Source organism: Pseudomonas anuradhapurensis (assembly GCF_014269225.2).
GTDB classification, from domain to species: domain Bacteria; phylum Pseudomonadota; class Gammaproteobacteria; order Pseudomonadales; family Pseudomonadaceae; genus Aquipseudomonas; species Aquipseudomonas anuradhapurensis.
Map to the genome: position 1 here is coordinate 584,363 of NZ_CP077097.1, position 18,387 is coordinate 602,749.

Annotated in this window: 17 protein-coding genes, 1 tRNA gene and 1 pseudogene; 9 read left to right on the forward strand and 10 right to left on the reverse strand. The window is 64.7% G+C overall.

The window, feature by feature from the left end; all coding sequences use genetic code 11:
- The 4 genes from fdhE to HU763_RS02640 all read left to right on the forward strand — a co-directional run bounded on the left by fdhE (position 1) and on the right by HU763_RS02640 (position 4,530).
- Positions 1-921, forward strand: coding sequence for a formate dehydrogenase accessory protein FdhE (fdhE, locus tag HU763_RS02625; protein WP_186689742.1), 921 nt, complete (start codon positions 1-3; stop codon positions 919-921).
- A 160-nt stretch (positions 922-1,081) separates the two neighbouring features.
- On the forward strand, positions 1,082-2,509 hold the full coding sequence (gene selA / locus HU763_RS02630; protein WP_186689741.1) for an L-seryl-tRNA(Sec) selenium transferase: 1,428 nt from the start codon (positions 1,082-1,084) through the stop codon (positions 2,507-2,509).
- The gene (gene selB / locus HU763_RS02635; RefSeq protein ID WP_186689740.1) at positions 2,506-4,428 is read left to right on the forward strand and encodes a selenocysteine-specific translation elongation factor; all 1,923 of its coding nucleotides are present in this window, start codon (positions 2,506-2,508) and stop codon (positions 4,426-4,428) included. The genes selA and selB overlap by 4 nt, the downstream gene beginning before the upstream one ends.
- Positions 4,429-4,434: 6 nt before the next feature.
- Positions 4,435-4,530 (forward strand) — tRNA-Sec (locus HU763_RS02640).
- A gap of 64 nt (positions 4,531-4,594) precedes the next feature.
- Here HU763_RS02640 and HU763_RS02645 read toward each other — a convergent pair.
- On the reverse strand, positions 4,595-5,581 hold the full coding sequence (locus HU763_RS02645; RefSeq protein ID WP_420831030.1) for an asparaginase: 987 nt from the start codon (positions 5,579-5,581) through the stop codon (positions 4,595-4,597).
- Positions 5,582-5,653: 72 nt separating this feature from the next.
- Positions 5,654-7,096, reverse strand: coding sequence for an alanine/glycine:cation symporter family protein (locus HU763_RS02650; RefSeq protein ID WP_186689736.1), 1,443 nt, complete (start codon positions 7,094-7,096; stop codon positions 5,654-5,656).
- Between the two features lie 179 nt (positions 7,097-7,275).
- Here HU763_RS02650 and HU763_RS02655 point away from each other — a divergent pair, with 179 nt between their 5' ends.
- Entirely contained in the window at positions 7,276-8,085 is an 810-nt protein-coding gene (locus tag HU763_RS02655; protein ID WP_170028040.1) for a helix-turn-helix domain-containing protein, read from the forward strand.
- Between the two features lie 11 nt (positions 8,086-8,096).
- Here the strand turns inward: HU763_RS02655 and HU763_RS02660 are convergent, their stop codons facing one another.
- Positions 8,097-8,942, reverse strand: coding sequence for an alpha/beta hydrolase (locus HU763_RS02660; RefSeq protein WP_186689734.1), 846 nt, complete (start codon positions 8,940-8,942; stop codon positions 8,097-8,099).
- Positions 8,943-9,278: 336 nt separating this feature from the next.
- On the opposite strand from HU763_RS02660, the gene HU763_RS02665 reads away from it, so the two are divergent.
- The gene (locus tag HU763_RS02665) at positions 9,279-10,163 is read left to right on the forward strand and encodes a sugar nucleotide-binding protein (RefSeq protein WP_170028042.1); all 885 of its coding nucleotides are present in this window, start codon (positions 9,279-9,281) and stop codon (positions 10,161-10,163) included.
- Positions 10,156-11,088, forward strand: a complete 933-nt coding sequence (locus HU763_RS02670; protein ID WP_170028043.1) for an NAD-dependent epimerase/dehydratase family protein — start codon at positions 10,156-10,158, stop codon at positions 11,086-11,088. The genes HU763_RS02665 and HU763_RS02670 overlap by 8 nt, the downstream gene beginning before the upstream one ends.
- Before the next feature lie 148 nt (positions 11,089-11,236).
- Here the strand turns inward: HU763_RS02670 and HU763_RS02675 are convergent, their stop codons facing one another.
- Positions 11,237-11,680: a winged helix-turn-helix transcriptional regulator gene (locus tag HU763_RS02675; protein WP_186689732.1), complete on the reverse strand. Its 444-nt coding sequence runs from the start codon at positions 11,678-11,680 to the stop codon at positions 11,237-11,239.
- 103 nt (positions 11,681-11,783) lie between these two features.
- Between HU763_RS02675 and HU763_RS02680 the strand changes: the two are divergent.
- Positions 11,784-12,988 (forward strand): annotated as a pseudogene (locus HU763_RS02680) (MFS transporter).
- Here HU763_RS02680 and HU763_RS02685 read toward each other — a convergent pair.
- The 5 genes from HU763_RS02685 to HU763_RS02705 form a co-directional block, all read right to left on the reverse strand.
- Entirely contained in the window at positions 12,976-13,659 is a 684-nt protein-coding gene (locus HU763_RS02685) for an OmpW/AlkL family protein (protein ID WP_186689730.1), read from the reverse strand. The pseudogene HU763_RS02680 and the gene HU763_RS02685 sit on opposite strands and share 13 nt — an antisense overlap.
- A gap of 109 nt (positions 13,660-13,768) precedes the next feature.
- Positions 13,769-14,335, reverse strand: coding sequence for a DUF3299 domain-containing protein (locus tag HU763_RS02690; RefSeq protein ID WP_225931918.1), 567 nt, complete (start codon positions 14,333-14,335; stop codon positions 13,769-13,771).
- A gap of 8 nt (positions 14,336-14,343) precedes the next feature.
- The gene (locus HU763_RS02695; protein ID WP_186689728.1) at positions 14,344-15,609 is read right to left on the reverse strand and encodes an ABC transporter permease; all 1,266 of its coding nucleotides are present in this window, start codon (positions 15,607-15,609) and stop codon (positions 14,344-14,346) included.
- On the reverse strand, positions 15,609-16,319 hold the full coding sequence (locus tag HU763_RS02700) for an ABC transporter ATP-binding protein (protein ID WP_170028048.1): 711 nt from the start codon (positions 16,317-16,319) through the stop codon (positions 15,609-15,611). Before HU763_RS02700 ends, HU763_RS02695 begins: the two co-directional genes overlap by 1 nt.
- Positions 16,320-16,898, reverse strand: coding sequence for a DUF2796 domain-containing protein (locus HU763_RS02705; protein ID WP_186689726.1), 579 nt, complete (start codon positions 16,896-16,898; stop codon positions 16,320-16,322). It abuts the gene before it with no gap.
- A gap of 129 nt (positions 16,899-17,027) precedes the next feature.
- Here HU763_RS02705 and HU763_RS02710 point away from each other — a divergent pair, with 129 nt between their 5' ends.
- Complete coding sequence (locus HU763_RS02710; RefSeq protein ID WP_186689724.1) at positions 17,028-17,369, forward strand: hypothetical protein; 342 nt, start codon at positions 17,028-17,030, stop codon at positions 17,367-17,369.
- 137 nt (positions 17,370-17,506) lie between these two features.
- Here HU763_RS02710 and trxA read toward each other — a convergent pair whose 3' ends face one another.
- Positions 17,507-18,379 (reverse strand): thioredoxin, encoded by an 873-nt coding sequence (trxA, locus tag HU763_RS02715; RefSeq protein WP_186689722.1) that lies wholly within the window; start codon positions 18,377-18,379, stop codon positions 17,507-17,509.
- Between the last annotated feature and the right edge of the window lie 8 nt (positions 18,380-18,387).

The window sequence follows — 18,387 nt, forward strand, 5'->3', positions numbered from 1 at the left end:
TTGAGCACGATACTCGAACCCGGGCAGATCGAAGCGTCGGCAGTGATGCCGCCGTTTCTGCATCTGCCTCCTGCCAACCTGTTCGAGCTGCGCGCCGCGCGGCTGGAGCAACTGGCCGAGGGCAATGCCCTTGGCGATTACCTGAGGCTGGTGGCACGCTTGTGTCGCATTCAGCAGCAGCTTGTGGATAACCCGCCCGGTGGCATGCCGGTGGCCGAGGAGCGTCAGCGCCTGTGCATAAGTCATGGTTTGCCGCCCCTGGCGGCGGACAGCCTGGTGCGGGAAGGGCCGTGGCTGGTCTGGTTAAAGGCCTTGCTCGAACACTTCAACGTGGCCACCAGCGGTCCTTTGGCTGAGGCGCTGCAAGCCCTGCGTGGCAGTGACGACAATCAGTGCAAGGGCTGGGGTATTGCCTTGCTCGCCGGTCAGTACGATGCAGTGCCTGCGGCGCTAGTGCCGTTCATTGGCGCGGCCTTGCAGGCGGCCTGGTCCAGTTGGTTGCTGGCGCTGCCCACCCCAGAGCTCAAGCCTGCCGGCAGCCTGGCCCAATGCCCGGCCTGCGGTTCGCCGGCAATGGCCGGGGTGGTGCGCAACCGTGGCAAGCACAATGGCCTGCGCTACCTGGCCTGTTCGCTGTGTGCCTGTGAATGGCATGTGGTGCGGGTCAAGTGCGTGTACTGCGAGTCGAGCAAGGACCTGCGTTATACCAGCCTCGACGATGACCGTCATGCGCCGGGCAAGGCGCCGCTGCGGGCCGAATGCTGCCCAGGGTGTGACAGCTACCTGAAACAGAACTACCTGGAAAACGATGCAGCAGCCGAGCCGCTGGCCGATGACCTGGCCAGCCTGGCCCTGGACATTCGCCTGGACGAGGAGGGCTTCCATCGGTTGGCACCGAACCTGATGCTCGCGCCCGGGTAGTGGGTGAGTGTCTACACTGTAAGACCGAGTCGCCTTCTTCGCGGGTAAACCCGCTCCCACAGGTACCGCGCAAGCCTCAAAAACTGCGCGGGCCTTGTGGGAGCGGGTTTACCCGCGAAGAGGCCAGTACAGACAACGGAATAGTCCAAGGTAGTACCGCATGTCCTCCAGCCTAGCCAGCGACACCCCACGCCTGCCCTCCATCGATACCCTGCTGCGCCACCCGGCCTGCCTGCCGCTGATCGACCGCCACGGCCGCGACGCCGTGCTGGCTACCCTGCGCCAACTGCTCGACGACCTGCGTGACCCCGCCCGCAACGGCCAGCTCAGCGCCGCCGAGCTCGCCGCCGAGGTTCTGCTGGGCCGCGCCGGCGAACGCCTGGCCCACCAGCAACGCAGCCAGGTCCGCCGCGTGTTCAACCTCACCGGTACCGTGCTGCACACCAACCTTGGCCGCGCCCTGCTGCCGGAGGAAGCCATCGAGGCCATGCAGACCGCCGCCCGCTACCCGCTCAACCTCGAATTCGACCTGGCCACCGGCAAGCGTGGCGACCGCGACGACCTGATCGAAGGCGTGATCCGCGAGCTGACCGGCGCCGAAGCCGTCACCGTGGTCAACAACAATGCCGCCGCCGTGCTGCTGGCGCTCAACAGCCTGGGCGCGCGCAAGGAGGGCATCATCTCCCGTGGCGAACTGATCGAGATCGGCGGTGCTTTCCGTATTCCCGACATCATGGCCCGCGCCGGCGTGAAGCTGCACGAGGTCGGCACCACCAACCGCACCCACGCCCGCGACTACGAGGCCGCCATCAATCCGCGCACCGGCTTGCTGATGCGGGTGCATTGCAGCAACTACAGCATCCAGGGTTTCACCACCCAGGTGCCCACCGCCGAGCTGGCGCGCATCGCCCACCAACATGACTTGCCGTTGCTTGAAGACCTGGGCAGCGGCAGCCTGCTCGACCTGACCCGCTGGGGCCTGCCTGCCGAGCCGACCGTGCGCCAGGCCCTCGCCGACGGCGCCGATATCGTCACCTTCAGTGGCGACAAGCTGCTGGGCGGGCCGCAAGCCGGGATCATCGTCGGTCGCAAGGCGCTGATCGCCAGGATCAAGAAGAACCCGCTCAAGCGCGCGCTGCGTGTCGACAAGATCACCCTCGCGGCCCTCGAAGCGGTGCTGGCGCTGTACCGCAACCCCGACCGCCTGGCCGAACGCCTGCCCAGCCTGCGCCTGCTGACCCGCAACCCGGCCGAAATCCAGGCCCAGGCCGAGCGCCTGGCGCCTGAGCTGAAGGCCTGCCTCGGTGAGCAATGGCAGGTCAGCGTGGCGCCGGCACTGGGCATGATCGGCAGCGGCAGCCAACCGGTAGCGCGCCTGCCAAGCGCAGCGCTGTGCCTGCGCCCACAGGTGTCGAAGAAGCTGCGTGGGCGCAGCCTGCATGTGTTGGAGCGGGCCCTGCGTGACCTGCCGGTGCCGGTGCTCGGCCGTATCGACGACGACGCCCTGTGGCTGGACCTGCGCCAGCTGGATGACGAAGCCGAGTGGCTGGCGCAGTTGCCTGCCCTGCAACTGGGGCCGGTGCAGTGATCGTAGGAACCGCCGGCCACATCGACCATGGCAAGACCGCATTGCTGCAAGCCCTGACCGGCCAGGCCGGGGACCAGCGCCAGGAAGAGCGCGCCCGTGGCATGACCATCGATCTTGGCTACCGCTATGCGGCGCTGTCCGAAGGGGCCGCGCTGACCGGCTTCATCGACGTCCCGGGCCATGAGCGCTTCATTCACAACATGCTGGCCGGCGCCCATGGCATCGACCTGGTGCTGCTGGTAGTGGCTGCCGACGATGGGGTGATGCCGCAGACTCGCGAGCACCTGGCCATCATCGAACTGCTGGGTATTCCCCAGGCCCTGGTGGCGATCAGCAAATGCGACCGGGTTGAGCCGGCGCGCCTGGCCGAAGTGCAGGCGCAGGTCGATGCACTGTTGGCGCCGGGGCCCTATGCCGGGGCGCGGCAATTTCCGTTGTCGAGCGTCACCGGCGAAGGCGTCGATGCCCTGCGCCAGGCCCTGCTGGCGGCGCAACAGCAAGTGCGCCAGCGCAGTACCCGCGGCGGTTTCCGCCTGGCCGTCGACCGTGCCTTCGCCGTTACCGGCGCGGGTGTGGTGGTGACCGGCACCGCGCTGGCCGGGCGAGTCAGTGCCGGCGAAACCTTGTTGTTGGGCAAGGCTGGCAAGCCGGTGCGGGTGCGCGGCCTGCATGCACAGAACCAGGCCGCACTGGTCGCCGAAGCGGGCCAGCGGGTGGCACTGAACATTGCTGCCGAACGCCTGGCGGTAGAGCAGCTGCATCGAGGTGACTGGCTGGTGCCCGAGTGGCTGCATGCGCCCAGCATGCGGGTCGATATCGAGCTGAACCTGTTGCCGGGCGAAACCCGCACCTTTGAACATTTCAGCGCCGTGCACGTGCACCTCGGTACCCAGGATGTCACCGCCCGGGTGGCATTGCTCGAAGGGGAAACCCTGCTGGCGGGCCAGCGCATGTTCGCCCAGTTGCTGCTCAACGCGCCGCTGCAAGCGGTGCACGGCGACCGCCTGGTACTGCGCGACCAGCGCGCCCAGCGCACCCTGGGCGGTGGCAGGGTACTCGACCCGTTTGCGCCAAGCCGTCAGCGCCGCAGCGAACAGCGCCTGCGCCAGTTACAGGTGCTGCGCGATGCCGAGGACCTGGAGCAGGCCCTGCCGGCTCTGCTCGCCAGCGCCCCGGGAGGCATCGACCCGCAGCGCCTGGAGCGGCAGTTCAACCGCCTGCGCGATACCTGGCAGTTGCCGGATGATGCGCGGGTGGTGGCCACCCGGCAGGGTCAATTGCTGTTTGCCAGCGACCAGTGGCAGGTGCTCAAGCGTCAGGTGCTGGTGCAGTTGGCGCTATTCCACGAGCAGGAGCCCGACCAGCTGGGCCCGGACCGCGATCGCCTGCGCCGTTTTGCCGCGTTGCCGCTGGAACGGCCCGCTTTCGTCAGCCTGGTGGAAGAGCTGCTCGATGAGGGCTCCATCGCCAGCAGCGGCCCCTGGCTGCACCTGCCGGAGCACAAGGTGCAGCTGAGCGAAGCCGACAGTGCATTGTGGGCCCGCTTGCAGCCCAGGTTGCTGGCGGGGCAATACGATCCGCCATGGGTCAGGACACTGGCGAGCGAGGAAAATTGTGCCGAAGCCGATGTGCGCCTGTTGCTGCGCAAGCTGGCCCGGCTGGGCCTGGTGCACCAGGTGGTGCGCGACCTGTTCTACCCCGAGGCGACGCTACGGTGCATGGCAGAGCTGCTGCTGGGGCAGGCCAGGGAAACGCCGATAGTGCAGGTTGCCGCGTTTCGCGATATGTTGGGCATCGGTCGTAAACGCAGTGTGCAGATTCTGGAGTATTTCGACCGCATTGGCCTGACCCGGAGGGTGGCCGATCAGCGTCACATTCGCGCCGACAGCGCCCTGGCCCAACAGCATGCCAGGCACTGAGTTCAAGGAAGGCAATCGCGCCCGGTGGCGCGGCCGGGCTTCAAACCCGGTTGGGGACGGCAGCCGTTCCCGGGCAGGTTCGACTCCCGCTGCCTTCCGCCATTTTTCTTGTATGTCAGGGCCTCTTTCGCGGGTTTACCCGCGAAGAGGCCTTGAAGCGAGAGGGCTAAGCCCGCTCCCCACACAGATCCAGCGCAAACCACCGCTCTGCGGTATCGACGTCCAGGCCAGCCCCCAGCAGCGCAAGCATCTTGCCCAGCGCTGCCTCGCGGGTCATGCCGCCACCGCTGACCAGCCCGGCCCCGCGCAAGCGGTTACCGGCTGCATAGGTGTCGAATACCACCGAGCCTTCCGGGCATTGGCTGATCGCTGCCAGCAACACGCCGCGCTGGCGCGCCGCGCTCAGCACATCCAGCAGCGCCTGATCGTCCGACGGCCCGGTACCGCTGCCATAGCACTCCAGCAGCAACCCTTGCACGCCACTGCCCAGCACGGCTTGCAGATGGCTGGCCTGCAGGCCCGGGAACACCGGCATTACTGCCAGGTTGACCGGCTGACGCGGATGCCGGTAGCCCAATTCGGCGGGAATCGCCGCCGCCCGCTCGCCGTCGCGATGACGCGGCAGCGCGGCAAAGGCATCGAAGGCCTCGCTGCGCAGCTTCGATGCGCGGCAGCCATGCAACAACTGGCCGTGGAAGTACAACTGCACGCCATCCAGCAGGCCGTGTTCGAACTGGCGCAGCGCGCCACACAGGTTATCCCAGGCATCGCTGCCAGCCGCACCTGCCGGCAGCATCGAGCCGGTCAGCAGCACCGGCACCGGCAGGCCCAGCAACAGGAACGACAAGGCAGCAGCACTGTAGGCCAGGCTGTCGGTGCCGTGCAGTACCAGCACACCGTCGTGGCCAGCGTCCACGGCTGCGACGATGGCATCGCGCATCGCCAGCCAGTTGTGCTGTTGCATGTTGGCGCTGTCGAGCAGCGGGTTCATTTCCTGCAGGGCCCAATTTACCTTCGGCGCATCGGCCATCAAGGCGAAATGCTCGCGCATCCGCGCTTCGAAACCACCTGCCGGCGCCAGGCCTTCGGGGGTTTCGAGCATGCCGATGGTGCCCCCGGTATAAAGTACGAGGAGATTCTTTACTGCACGCATGGAAAGCATCCGTAGCGGTGAGCGGAAAAAGAAAAGCCGCCCGCGGATGGGGCGGCTTGGCAGGCCAGGATATCAGCGCTGGGTTTGCGCTTGGCCAACTGCTTTGTCAGTGGCGCTTTCCACCTGCGGATTGGCAGGCCAGGCGTTGCGGTCCAGGTCGAGGTCGGCGAATTTGGCCGAATCGAACACCGGCTGGTCGACACCCGCCTTGCGCTGGTCGTCGTAGTCGCGCATGACTCGCAGGCCGACCTTGAACAGCAGGGCCAGGGCCACCAGGTTGACGAACGCCAGGCAGGTCATGGTGATGTCGGCGAAAGCGAACACGGTCGACAGGTCTTGCAGCGAACCCCATACCACCAGCGCCAGCACCAGGCCGCGGAACACCATCAGCACCACGCGGTTGCGGCTGAGGAACTGCAGGCTGTTCTCGCCCAGGTAGTAGTTGTAGAGGATGCAGGTGAAGACGAACAGCGACAGTGCAACGCTGACGAACACACGACCCCAGTCACCGACCACGGCGGCCAGCGAGTTCTGGGTCAGGACGATGCCGTCACCTTCGAAGCCTGGGGTGTAGAAGCCCGACAGCAGGATCAGCAGGGCGGTGCAGGTGCAGATCACGAAGGTGTCGAGGAACACGCTGAAGGCCTGGACCACGCCCTGGGCACCCGGGTGTTTCACCGCGGCCACGGCGGCGACGTTCGGCGCACTGCCCAGGCCCGCTTCGTTGGCGAACACGCCACGCTTCACGCCCATGACGATGGCGCTGCCGAGCAGGCCGCCAAACGCCGGGTCGAGGCCGAAGGCGCTCTTGAAGATGGTTTCCAGCATGGCTGGCACGTGCTCGATCTGGGTGCCGATCACGTACAGGGTCACGCCGATGTAGGCCAGGGTCTTGACCGGTACCAGCAGGTCCGACACCGCGGCAATGCGCTTGATGCCGCCGATGAAGGTGATGGCCAGCAGCACGGCGAGGACGATGCCGGTGTGCTTGGGGTCGAAGGCGAAGGCGTTCTGCAGCGAGTGGGTCACGGTGTACGACTGCAGTCCAATGAAGGCGAAGCCGTAGGTGACCAGCAGCAGCAGCGAGAACACGATGGCCATGCTTTTCAGCTTCAGGCCGTGCTCGATGTAGTAGGCCGGGCCGCCACGGTACAGGCCATCGCCGTCGGCGCGCTTGTAGACCTGGGCCAGGGTGCATTCGAAGAAGCTGCTGGACATGCCTACCAGTGCGGTAACCCACATCCAGAACACCGCGCCTGGGCCACCCAGGGTCACGGCAATACCGACACCGGCGATGTTACCGGCGCCAACACGGCCGGCCAGGCTCAGCATCAGGGCCTGGAACGAGCTCAGCTGGCCTGCCTGGCCACGCAGCGATTCTTTGAACACACTGAACATGTGAGCGAAGTGACGGAACTGGACGAACCGGGAACGGATGGTGAAGTAGCTACCCAGCCCCACGATCAGCACGATGAGCAGTTTCCCCGAGAGGAAATCGTTGAGTACTTCGAGCATTGGAAAATGACCTCGATTCTTATTGTTCGTGTGGAATGACCAGCGGATGGCAGGCACACCGCTATTCGTTGGCGCGCATGGTTGGCTATGACAAGAGCGGTTACAATTTCGCGGGTTGCTCCAATTTGGTGCGAATTGCTGCTACACTGGCGTCATTCGCGTCACCTGGGTTCCGTGTCATGAGCGATAATTTCGCTACCAACCTCAAATTTGCCTGCAGTCATTACCGCTCTATCTCCGAAGTTTGCCGCCAGCTCTCGATCAATCGCGCCCAGTTCAACAAGTACCTGAGCGGGCAGAGCCGTCCGACGGCTTTCAACCTCAAGCGCATCAGCGATTTCTTCGGCGTCGAAGAATACGAGCTGAATTTGCCGCCCGAGCAGTTCAGCCAGCTGATCGGAGCCCGCGCACCTGCGTTGGTGGAACAACCTGGCGACCCGATCAGCGAGCTGTTCCGCCCGTTGCACGATCACGGCGGCAACCTGTCGCGTTATTGCGGCTATTACCTGGAGTATTCCAACTGCCTGTCGGTGCCGGGCACCGTCCTGGTGTCGCTGGTGCACTTGTGGGAGGAGCGTGGGCGTTTCCTGTTCGAGCGTGAGGAGCGCCAGGAGCGCTCCAGCACCATCGACCACCATGCCGAGGTGCGTTGCCGTTACCTGGGCGCGGCGTTCCAGCTGCAGGACCGGATGTTCCTGGTCGACTACGAGTCGCTGACCTTCAATGAGATGAGCCACACCATCCTCATCCCCAGTTTCAAAAGCCGCATCACTCGCCTTAACGGCTTGAAGGCGGGCGTATCCAGTGGTGACCGGCGCAACCCGGCCTGCACCCGGGTGGTGTGGGAGTACCTGGGTGAGCAGATCAATCGCGCCAGCATCTTCCGCCAGGTGAAACTGTACCAGCCGGATGATCCGCGTATAGATGACGATATACGTGAGCGGTTGAGTGAGCGGCCGTTGCGTAACAGCCTGTTCGAGATCGAGTAACGCTCAACGCCTCAAGCAGTGTCGAGGATGAACGTGCCTACCGCATCGGCCACCTGGTCTGCGATGGCTGGTGTACTGCGCAGATGTGCCGCGATGCCATGGTCGCAGTCTGTCAGAAACAGGCATTGCAAACGCGACGGTGAAACGGCCCTGATCAAGGCGAGGGTAACTTCTTCCGGGATCGGGCTGTAGCGTTCAGTGCCGGCAAGCCACAGGTTGCCAGCGCTGGTTCCGGGTGTTTTGCCGAATTTCTGTGAATTGAGGCCGTCGTACTCGCCGATCACCAACATTACCTTCCCTTGAAACTGGTTGAGGAAGGCATAGCTGTCGCTCAGCAGAAAACCAAAAGGCTGGCTGATGGCTGCTGTAAATGCCGGGCCGAACGGCGCAGGGTGGGCTTGGTCTGGATAGACTGCCGGGCAGATCAGTACGATTTTGTCCACTTGAGGCAACTTTGCTGCAAGCTTGAGCGTGATTGCCGCGCCAAGACTATGGCCTATGAGCGTTCGACATCGCGGTGCAATATGCGCGTGGAAGCGCAGTGCTTCATCAAGGTTGGTCGCCAATGATGGCGATACTGCGCCTGGCTCGGCGGCGAGGCTATGGCCTGACAGATTACCGGTAAGTGAACCAATGCCTGCAGCTTGCAGGCGGTAGAGCAGGGGGTTGAGCCGGGTAAAGTCGGAGCGCGCGCCTCCCAGGACGAATGCTGGGGCTGCGCGCTCGACATCAGGTACCAGCAACCGCGCCTGTTGCCGGTAGTTTCCAAAAACTTCATCGATGAATAATTCTGTACCCGGTGCGGGCTCGTCGAACTGCCATTGCAGCCGTTGAGAAGAACTCTTTTGGAAGTGCATGGTAGTTTTCTGGAAGAGCCAATGATTGGTGCCACGGTCACGCAGAACAGGCTAGTCGATACCGTTACCTTGCGCGATTGTCCTTTGCTTTTGGATTGAAGGCAAAGTGTGAAACGCCCTGGCTGGCAAGTGGCGAACCTATTATTCAATGCAGTTTTGCTGTGGCATGGAAGTCAGCTCTTCCTGCAGCCTTATAGGGGGATTTCAGCTTGTGGCGGTTTTTGACTGGAATTACCCACGCTGTGGCAGTGAACAGGCCCGGTGTTGGACTTCCCGGGCGGGAAACCGCAAAATGACCCCTTTCCCTTGATCAACCTCTCCGGATCTGCTGACTCTATGCGTATGCGCCTAATGCTGTTGGGTGGTGGCAATGCCCTCGGGCAAGCGCTGATTCGTCTTGGGGCCGAGGAGGACATCGCTTTCCTGGCGCCGCGCCCGCCCGAAAACGGCTGGACCCCGGCCAGCCTTACCCAGTTGCTCGATGACCATCGCCCCGACGCGCTGGTCAACCTGGCCTACTACTTCGACTGGTTCCAGGCCGAGACGGTCAGCGAGCAACGCCTGGCCCTGCAGGAGCGGGCGGTGGAGCGCCTGGCGGAACTGTGCCAGCACCACCAGATCACCCTGGTGCAGCCTTCCAGCTACCGGGTATTCGATGGTTCGCGGGCCACGGCCTACAGCGAAAAGGACGAACCGGTGCCGCTGGGCCTGCGCGGCCAGGCACTGTGGCGCATCGAACAGAGCGTGCGTGCGGCTTGCCCGCAACATGTGCTGCTGCGCTTTGGCTGGTTGCTCGATGAAAGCATCGACGGCGCGCTGGGCCGCTTCCTGACCCGCGCCGAGCAACCGCAGGAATTGCTGCTGGCCGATGACCGGCGCGGCAACCCGACACCGGTCGACGATGCCGCCCGGGTCATCCTGTCGGTGCTCAAGCAGCTGGATTGCAATGCGCCGCTGTGGGGCACCTACCATTACGCCGGCAACGAGGCGACCACGCCGCTGGCGCTGGGCCAGGCGATCCTCGCCGAGGCCGGCCATTATCGCCAGCTGGCGGTACAGGCGCCGACGCCTCAGGCACATGCCGCGCGGCCGGATGCCAGCGAAGAGCCGCAGCACGCCGTGCTGGCCTGCAAGAAAATCCTTCACACCTTCGGCATCAAGCCGCGTGCCTGGCGCGCTGGCTTGCCGCCCCTACTGGACCGGTTCTACCGCCATGGCTGACGCCCCCATCCTGATCACCGGCGGTGCCGGCTTCATTGGCTCCCACCTGTGCGATGCGTTGTTGGACAAAGGCTACGCCGTACGCATTCTCGACGACTTCTCCACCGGCCGGCGCGACAACCTGCAGGTCGATCACCCACGGCTGCAGCTGATCGAAGGCGATGTTGCCGATGCCGCGCTGGTGACCCAGGCGGCGGCCGGCTGCGGTGCCGTGGTACACCTGGCAGCGGTGGCCTCGGTACAGGCCTCGGTCGAGGACCCGGTGCGGACCCACCAGAGCAATTTCATCGGCACCCTCAACGTCTGCGAAGCCATGCGCGTGCACGGCCTGCGCCGGGTGTTGTTCGCCTCCAGCGCAGCGGTATATGGCAACAATGGCGAAGGCGAATCGATTGCCGAAGACACCCCCAAGGCGCCGCTGACGCCCTATGCCGTGGACAAGCTGGCCAGTGAGCAGTACCTGGACTTCTACCGTCGCCAGCATGGCCTGGAGCCGGTGGTGTTCCGCTTCTTCAATATCTTCGGGCCGCGTCAGGACCCGTCCTCGCCTTACTCCGGAGTGATCAGCATCTTTTCCGAGCGCGCGGTGCAGGGCTTGCCGATCACGGTGTTCGGCGACGGCGAGCAGACGCGGGACTTCCTCTACGTGGGTGACCTGGTACAGGTGATGGTGCAGGCGCTGGAGCAGGCCCAGGTCGAGGAGGGCGCGGTGAACATCGGCCTCAACCAGGCCACCTCGCTGAACCAGTTGCTGGCGGCGCTGAAGACGGTGGTCGGTAGCTTGCCGCCGATCAGCTACGCGGCGGCGCGTTCGGGTGACATTCGCCATTCGCGGGCGGATAACCAGCGCTTGCTGGCGCGGTTCGACTTCCCGCAGGCGACGCCGATCGTCGAAGGCTTGGCGCGGCTTCTGGGTAAGGGCTGAACATCTCCGGGGGCGCTATGCGCCCCTATCGCGACGCAAGGCCGCTCCTACCGCGACCGCGAAACCTCGGCTTGCGCACCCCTCGGCCCCGCACGCCCCTGTAGGAGCGGCCTTGCGTCGCGATGGGCTGCGCAGCAGCCCCCGATAATCACGGATGCTGCACCACTTTGCGCTGGCAATCCTCGGCCGCCAGCACTCGCCCATCGCGGCTTCGAACCTGCAATATCTCCAGCGCCTGCCCGGTAACACCCTCCACCAACGCCGAACGCGGCTCACCGGGTTCGAACAGAAACCGCTCGCCCCATTGCCTCAAGCCGACCACCACCGGAAACACTGATCGGCCTTTCTCGGTCAGCACGTACTCCTTGTAGGCACTGCCATCCGATGCCGGTTGCAGTGTCAGCAGCCCGCTCTCCACCAGCAGCTTCAGGCGTGACGCAAGGATGTTCTTCGCCAATCCCAGGTTTTTCTGGAATTCACTGAAGCGCCGCAGGCCATCGAAGGCATCGCGCAGAATCATCAGCGCCCAGCGGTCACCCAGCACCTCCAGGGCCCGTGCCACCGGGCAGCGGGCGTTGTTTTCATCGAGCATTGCGGCCAACCTGTCCTGATTGTCTGGTTGCAGATTAAAACCACATTTGCTAGAAAGCCAGCATGTGGTTTCAATTCGAAACCAGATTGGTGAGGCCCATCCTATGCCCCCTGTGCTGACACGCTGGACGACACTGCTGCTCGCCATTACCAGCGCCATGGCCGTGGCGACTGTGTATTTTGCCCAGCCTTTGCTCGAATCGATGGCCAACGACCTGGGGGTGGCGCAGCAGCGAATCGGCTGGGTAGTTGGCGCAACGCAGGCGGGCTACGCGCTGGGGCTGCTGACGATCGTGCCGTTGGCCGACCTGATCGAGCGCAAGCGCTTGTTGCTTGGGCAGCTACTGTTCTCGGCCCTGGCATTGGTCGGTGTAAGCCTGGCTCCCAACTGGCCGCTGCTGTTGCTGGCGCTGGCCATTACCGGGCTGATGGCGGTCATGGTGCAGGTCATGGTGGCGCATGCCGCGAGCCTTGCCGCAGCCGGCCAGCAAGGGCAAGCCGTGGGCACGGTTACCAGTGGGGTGGTGCTGGGGATATTGCTGGCGCGGTTGGCCTCGGGCGGGCTTGCCGACCTGGCCGGGTGGCGCAGCGTGTACCTGATGGCCGCAGGGCTGCTGCTGGTGCTGGCCCTGGTGCTGTGGCGCAGCTTGCCTTCGGCGCCGCCGGTGGCGCTGCGGTCTGGCTACCGCGCGCTGATCGTGGCCCAGTTCAGCTTGTATCGGCATGACCGGCTGCTACGCCAGCGCGGAATGTTCGGTGTGTTGATCTTCGCCGCGTTCAGCGTGCTGTGGAGCGCCATGGTCATGCCCCTGAGTGCCGCGCCATTGGCATTGAGCCACACCGAGATCGGCCTGTTCGGCATCGCCGGTGTGGCCGGCACGCTGGCGGCAGCGCGCGCCGGCCGCCTGGCCGACCAGGGGCTGGGGGAGCGCACCACCGGGGTGGCGCTGGCCCTGCTGACACTGTCGTGGCTGCCAACGGCTTGGTCGGGCAGTCGCTGACGCTGTTCGTGTTGGGTGTGCTGATGCTGGATGTTGCCGTGCAGGCGGTGCATGTCACCAACCAGAGCCTGTTGCTGGCCGGGCGCAGCGCTATGGCCAGCCGCTTGATCGGCGCCTACATGGGTTGCTATTCGCTGGGCAGTGGGCTGGGGGCGGTGCTGGCGAGCTGGGTGTTTGCCCATTGGGGGTGGGCTGCGGTGTGTGGCCTGGGCATGGCCATCAGCACGCTCGCGCTGGGGTATTGGCTGTGGCTACGACGGGCGAGGGCGGCCGAAGCCGCCCTGCAGTGTCCAGGTCAGAACTTGTAGCCAAGGCCGACCATGTACACCCATGGGTCGACTTCGACGTCGACCTTGGTCTTGCTGAAGCCCAGGGCGGATGGGCCGTCGACGGTGGCTTTGGTGTCGATGTCGACGTACCAGACCGCGGCGTTGACCAGCAGGTTGTCGGTGAGCATGTAGTCCATGCCCAGCTGGCCGGCGATACCGACCGAGTCCTGCAGTTTCAGGTTGCTGAAGCCCTGCTGCTTGCGAGCGCTGCTGAGGTCTTCATCGAAGAACAGGGTGTAGTTGATGCCCACGCCAGCATACGGCTGGAATCTGGAGCTGGGCTCCATCGGGTAGTACTGCAGCGACAGGGTCGGTGGCAGTTGCTTGATGTCTGCCAGCTTGCCATCCAGGCCGCCGCCCAGGCCCTTGACGCCGACGGTGTGCTTGAACGGGGTGGCAGCCAGCAGCTCCAGGCCGACGTGGTCGGTGAGCATGTAGGCGAAGGTCAGGCCCAGCTGGGTGTCGCTGTCCAGGGTAGCCTTGGTACCCGAAACCTTGTTGCCATCGAACTTGAGGTCGCCACTGCTTTCGTTGGGAGCGGTGGTGATGGCGCCGGCGCGCAGGATCATATCGCCTGCCTGATAGGCGTGGGCGGCGGGTGCGGCGAGCGCAAGGGCCACGAGTGAGGCGCCGAGCAAGGTCTTGTTCATGGAAGCTCCCAGAGGACGTGAGTAATCGAGTGGCCCAATGGTACGGATGCGTTTGAACAGAAAGTTTGACCCAGCTCAAAGAAGCGTCGTCACGAATTCGAAACAGTTCTCACTTCAGCTCATAAGCGTATATTTTCTCGGCTTCCATCTGGTAGCCGGCATCCGCCAGTTCGCTGGTGGAGGCTCTAACCTGCAGCTTTCCCTCGATCCAGTAAGGCTGGTAGAGGTCTTCGATGCGCACGCCCATTTCGCTGAAGATGTGTACGATCTGGTTCGACGGCGGCGGCGGCACATGAATGCACGCGCCGTAGTAGGGGACCAGCAGGAACTCGGTGGTGCGGCCTTCTTCGCTCACCTCCAGCGGCACGATGTAGCCGGGCAGCTTGATCTGCTGGCCGTCGAGGCTTTTTACCACCGGTGCATCGGGGGCCTGCTGGCGCGCCGCAGGTGCCGATTCGGCGGACAGCGCGTTGCCGAGCTGCGACATGTCGTGCAGCGGCGCGAGTTGCGGCGGAATGACCGGGGCGCCCTCGGGGATCAGCGAAGGCCAGTCCAGCTCGCGCGGTTCGGCGGCCCACAGCGGCATTGCGACAGTCAGCAGCAGGGTCAGCAGTGTGTGCAGTGCCGGCTTCTTCGCGGGCGTGCCCGCGAACAAGGCCGTGAGGTTTCGGATCATTACGGCTCTCACAAATGTATCGACAGGCCATCGGCCAGCGACTGCCGATAGGCCCGCCACGCCGGCACGCTGCCCATCAGCAGCGCAGCCCCCAGGATGATAGCCAGCAATGTCCACTCATGGGCACTGGGCAGGGCCAGCGGCAGGTATAAACCATAGTTGGCTTGCACATAGCCCTGCGCCAGGGCGATACCGGCATACAGCAAGCCAAGCCCGGCGACGATCCCGACCGCTGCCAGCGACAGGGCCTCCAGCACCAGCAGCCCGGCGATGTGCCACGGCCTGGCACCAACCGAGCGCAAGATCGCCATTTCCCGCCGACGCTCGTTCAGGCTGGTGAGGATCGCCGTGAGCATGCCGATCAAACCGGTCAGCACGACGAACAGCGACACCACGAACAACGCCTGCTCGGCAGTCCCCATCAGGCTCCACAATTCCTGCAGGGCCACCCCGGGCAGGATCGCCAGCAATGGCTCGTTGCGGTATTCGTTGATCTCCCGCTGCAGGCTGAAGGTGGCGATCTTGTTGTTCAGGCCAAGCATGAATGCAGTGATGGCGGCAGGTTGCAGGTCCATGGTGCGCGCTTGCTCGGCGCTGATGCGCCCGGCACCACGGGCTGGTACGCCGTTGTGCCAGTCGATGTGGATGGCTTCCATGCCGCCCAGGCTGATATGCAGGGTACGGTCAACCGGCGTGCCGGTGCGCTTGAGCACGCCGACCACGGTGAACGGTTTGTCGTCGTGCTTGACCAGGCTGACCGCGGCCACGCCATGGGCCAGTACCAGCTTGTCGCCAAGCTTGTAGTGCAACGCATCAGCCACTTCGGCACCCAGTACCACCTCGAACGGGTCATCGGCAAATGCGCGGCCCTGGCTGAGCTCCAGGTGCTGGCGCCGGCCGTACTGGTAATGGCTGAAGTAGTCAGCGGTGGTGCCCATTACCCGATAGCCCCGGTGCGAGTCGCCCAGCGAGATGGGGATGGCCCATTTCACCCGCGGGTCCTTGGCGTAGTGCTGGTAGCTGTCCCAGTGGATGTTGTTGGTGGCGTTGCCGATGCGAAACACCGAGTACAGCAGCAGGTTCACCGAGCCGGAGCGGGCACCGACGATCAGGTCGGTGCCGCTGATGGTGCTGGCGAAGCTGGCGCGGGCCTCGGTACGCACCCGCTCCACGGCCAGCAACAGGCATATCGACAGGGCGATGGCAAAGGCGGTGAGCAACGCGGTGAAGCGGCGGTTGGCCAGGCTGGCCAAGGCAAGGCGAAGCAGGTACATCAGGCCTCCCGGGGCTTGGCGGCACGGTTGAGTTCGGCCAGCGACAGGTGGCGGTCGAACAGCGGCGCCAGGCTCTGGTCATGGCTGACGAACAGCAGGCTGGCACCGGCGGCGCGGCATTCATCGAACAGCAGGCGGATGAAGGCTTCGCGGGTGTCGGCGTCCAGCGCCGAGGTCGGTTCGTCGGCGATCACCAGCTCGGGCTGGCCGATCAGCGCGCGGGCGGCGGCCACCCGTTGCTGCTGGCCGATCGACAGGCTGTCGGCGCGGCGGGCGAGCAGCATCGGGTCGCCCAGGCCAAGATGGGCCAGCAACGTGCTGGCCGCCTGGTCGACACTGCCATGGCGCTGCTCGGCACGGGCCTTGCGGCTGCGCGAGAAGCGGCAGGGCAGCTCGACGTTCTCACGTACCGAGAGGAATGGCAGCAGGTTGAATTGCTGGAAGATATAGCCGGTGTGGTCAACCCGGAAGCGGTCACGGGCGCCTTGGCCCAGGCTGCCGAGGTCCTGGCCGAGCAACTGGATGCGGCCCTCGGCTGGCACATTCACCCCACCCAGCAAACCGAGCAAGGTGGTTTTGCCGCTGCCGCTGGGGCCCTTGAGGAACAGGGCCTCGCCAGCTTCCAGGTGGAACGCCGGTATGTCCAGCAGCGCTGGCTGGCCTGGCCAGGCGAACACCAGGTCATGCAGTTCGATCAACGGCTGGCGCATTCAGAACGCGACCGCTGCCTTGGCCGGCGTGGCTTCCACGCCCTTCTGGCCGTTGCGGCCGATCAGCTGCACGTTGATTTTCTGCGTGGCCGGGAAGGCCTTGAACAGCGGCGCGAGGTCCAGTTGCGCCAGTTTGTCCGGGCTGGCGCAGGTCAGCTGGTAATGGGCGCCGATGTCGCTGTGCGAGTGCTCGTGGTCATGTTCATCGCCTTCGTCGTCGGCTTTCGGGGCGTCACCGAACAGCGGGCTTTCCAGCTCTTGCTGGTCTTCCTTGCAACCGGCGGCAGCCGCCAGGCCGAACAGTTTCAGCGGCTGTTCGAGTTGCTGACGCACTGCCGCGACCTTGGCTTTGTCGGCATCGCTGCTGGCGGCGTGTTCGAAGCCGACCAGGTTCATGGCCGGGCTGTCCAGCTCCAGTTCAAGGGTGTTGCCATCGAGCACGGCATTGAGCCTGGCCACGCCATGCTCGTGGGCCCCAAGGGTGCCGTGGGCGTGGTCATGATCGTGGTCATCGTCGTGGGCTTGGGCCACGGCCAGTGGCAACAAGGCGAAGGGCAGGGCGAGCAGCAGGCGGCGCATGGACGACTCCGGGACGGCTGGAAGATGTGGTTATGTTATAACAACTTTTCTGCGCGCTGCCAGCCTGCGTGGCGCAGGTTTCATGTTCGGGTAGCATGGTTGCATTGACCTGGGTTCAAGGAATGCATCATGAGAATTCGTGGACAGATCGGTGACTGGCCGGTGGACCTGACCTTCGAGCTGGCGCCAGAAGAGTGGGCGCAACTGCGGCGCCAAGAGGAGCCGGCGCTGGCGCAGACGGCTGCGGCGGCAACGGTGGCACCGCCGCGCCAGGATGACGGGCAATGGACGGCGGCGCGCGACGTGTTGCGCCTGGCGGGGCAGATGAGCGGGCCGGAGTTGCTCGACCGCCTGGAAGGGTTGGCCGGGAGTACGGCAGCAGGTAAACGGCTGCTGGTGCGCTTGCGGCACAGCAGCGAGGTGAAGGTGGAAAGTGGCGTGGATGCGCCGGTTTATCACTGGGTGGGGTGAGCTTTTTCGGGAATTCGGGGCAGCTTTGCAGCCCATCGCGACCACGCCCCTGCAAGGGAGCGGCGAATCATCTGCGTAGGCCGTCCCTGTAGGAGCGGCCTTGTGTCGCGATGGGCCGCAAAGCGGCCCCAACATGCTCAGAACATTGCCGCCGAAAGCTTGCGACGGTACACGCTGACCAGCGGGTGGTCGCCACCGAGCAACTCGAACACCTGCAGCATCGCCTTCTGTGGCAAGCCGTTTTCATAACCACGGTTGCGCTGGAACAGCTTCAGCAACCCCTCCAGCGCCGCCTCATACTGCTGGCGCGCCAGCTGCTGCACGCTCAGCTGGTAGGCGGCCTCGTCATCCTGCGGGTTCTGCGCCAGGCGGCTCTTCAGGTCAGCCACTTCCGGCAGGCTGGCGGCCTGGCGCAGGAAAGTCAGCTGGGCCTTGGCACCGGCCAATGCAGCCTTGTGCTCGTCAGTCTTGACTGCGTCCAGCACCACCTGGGCTTCACCCAGCTCACCGCGTTCGGCCAGGCAGCGGGCGTACAGGATCAACGCCTCGGCATTGCTGTTGTCCTCTCCGAGCAACGCCTGCAGCAGCGCCTCGGCCTCGGCAAAGCGGCTTTCGGCGAACAGCGCCTTGGCCTGCTCCAGCGGCGAGGCGGTAGGTGCGGCAGGCAGCTGCACGTGCGGCTCGAGCATGCCGCGGATCGCCGACTCCGGCTGGGCACCGGCAAAACCGTCCACCGGCTGGCCATCCTTGAACAGCACCACGGTCGGCAGGCTGCGGATGCCGAACTGGGCAACCACCTGTTGCTCCACGTCGCAGTTGATCTTGGCCAGCAGCAGCTCGCCCTGGTAGCCCTCGGCGATCTTCGCCAGCAGCGGCATCAGCGCCTTGCAGGGCGCGCACCACTCGGCCCAGAAGTCGACCAGTACCGGCTTGTGGAAGGAGTTCTCGATCACCAGCTGCTGGAAGGTGGCATCGGTGGCGTCGAAAATGTACGGCGTGTCTTGGCTCATCGCGACTC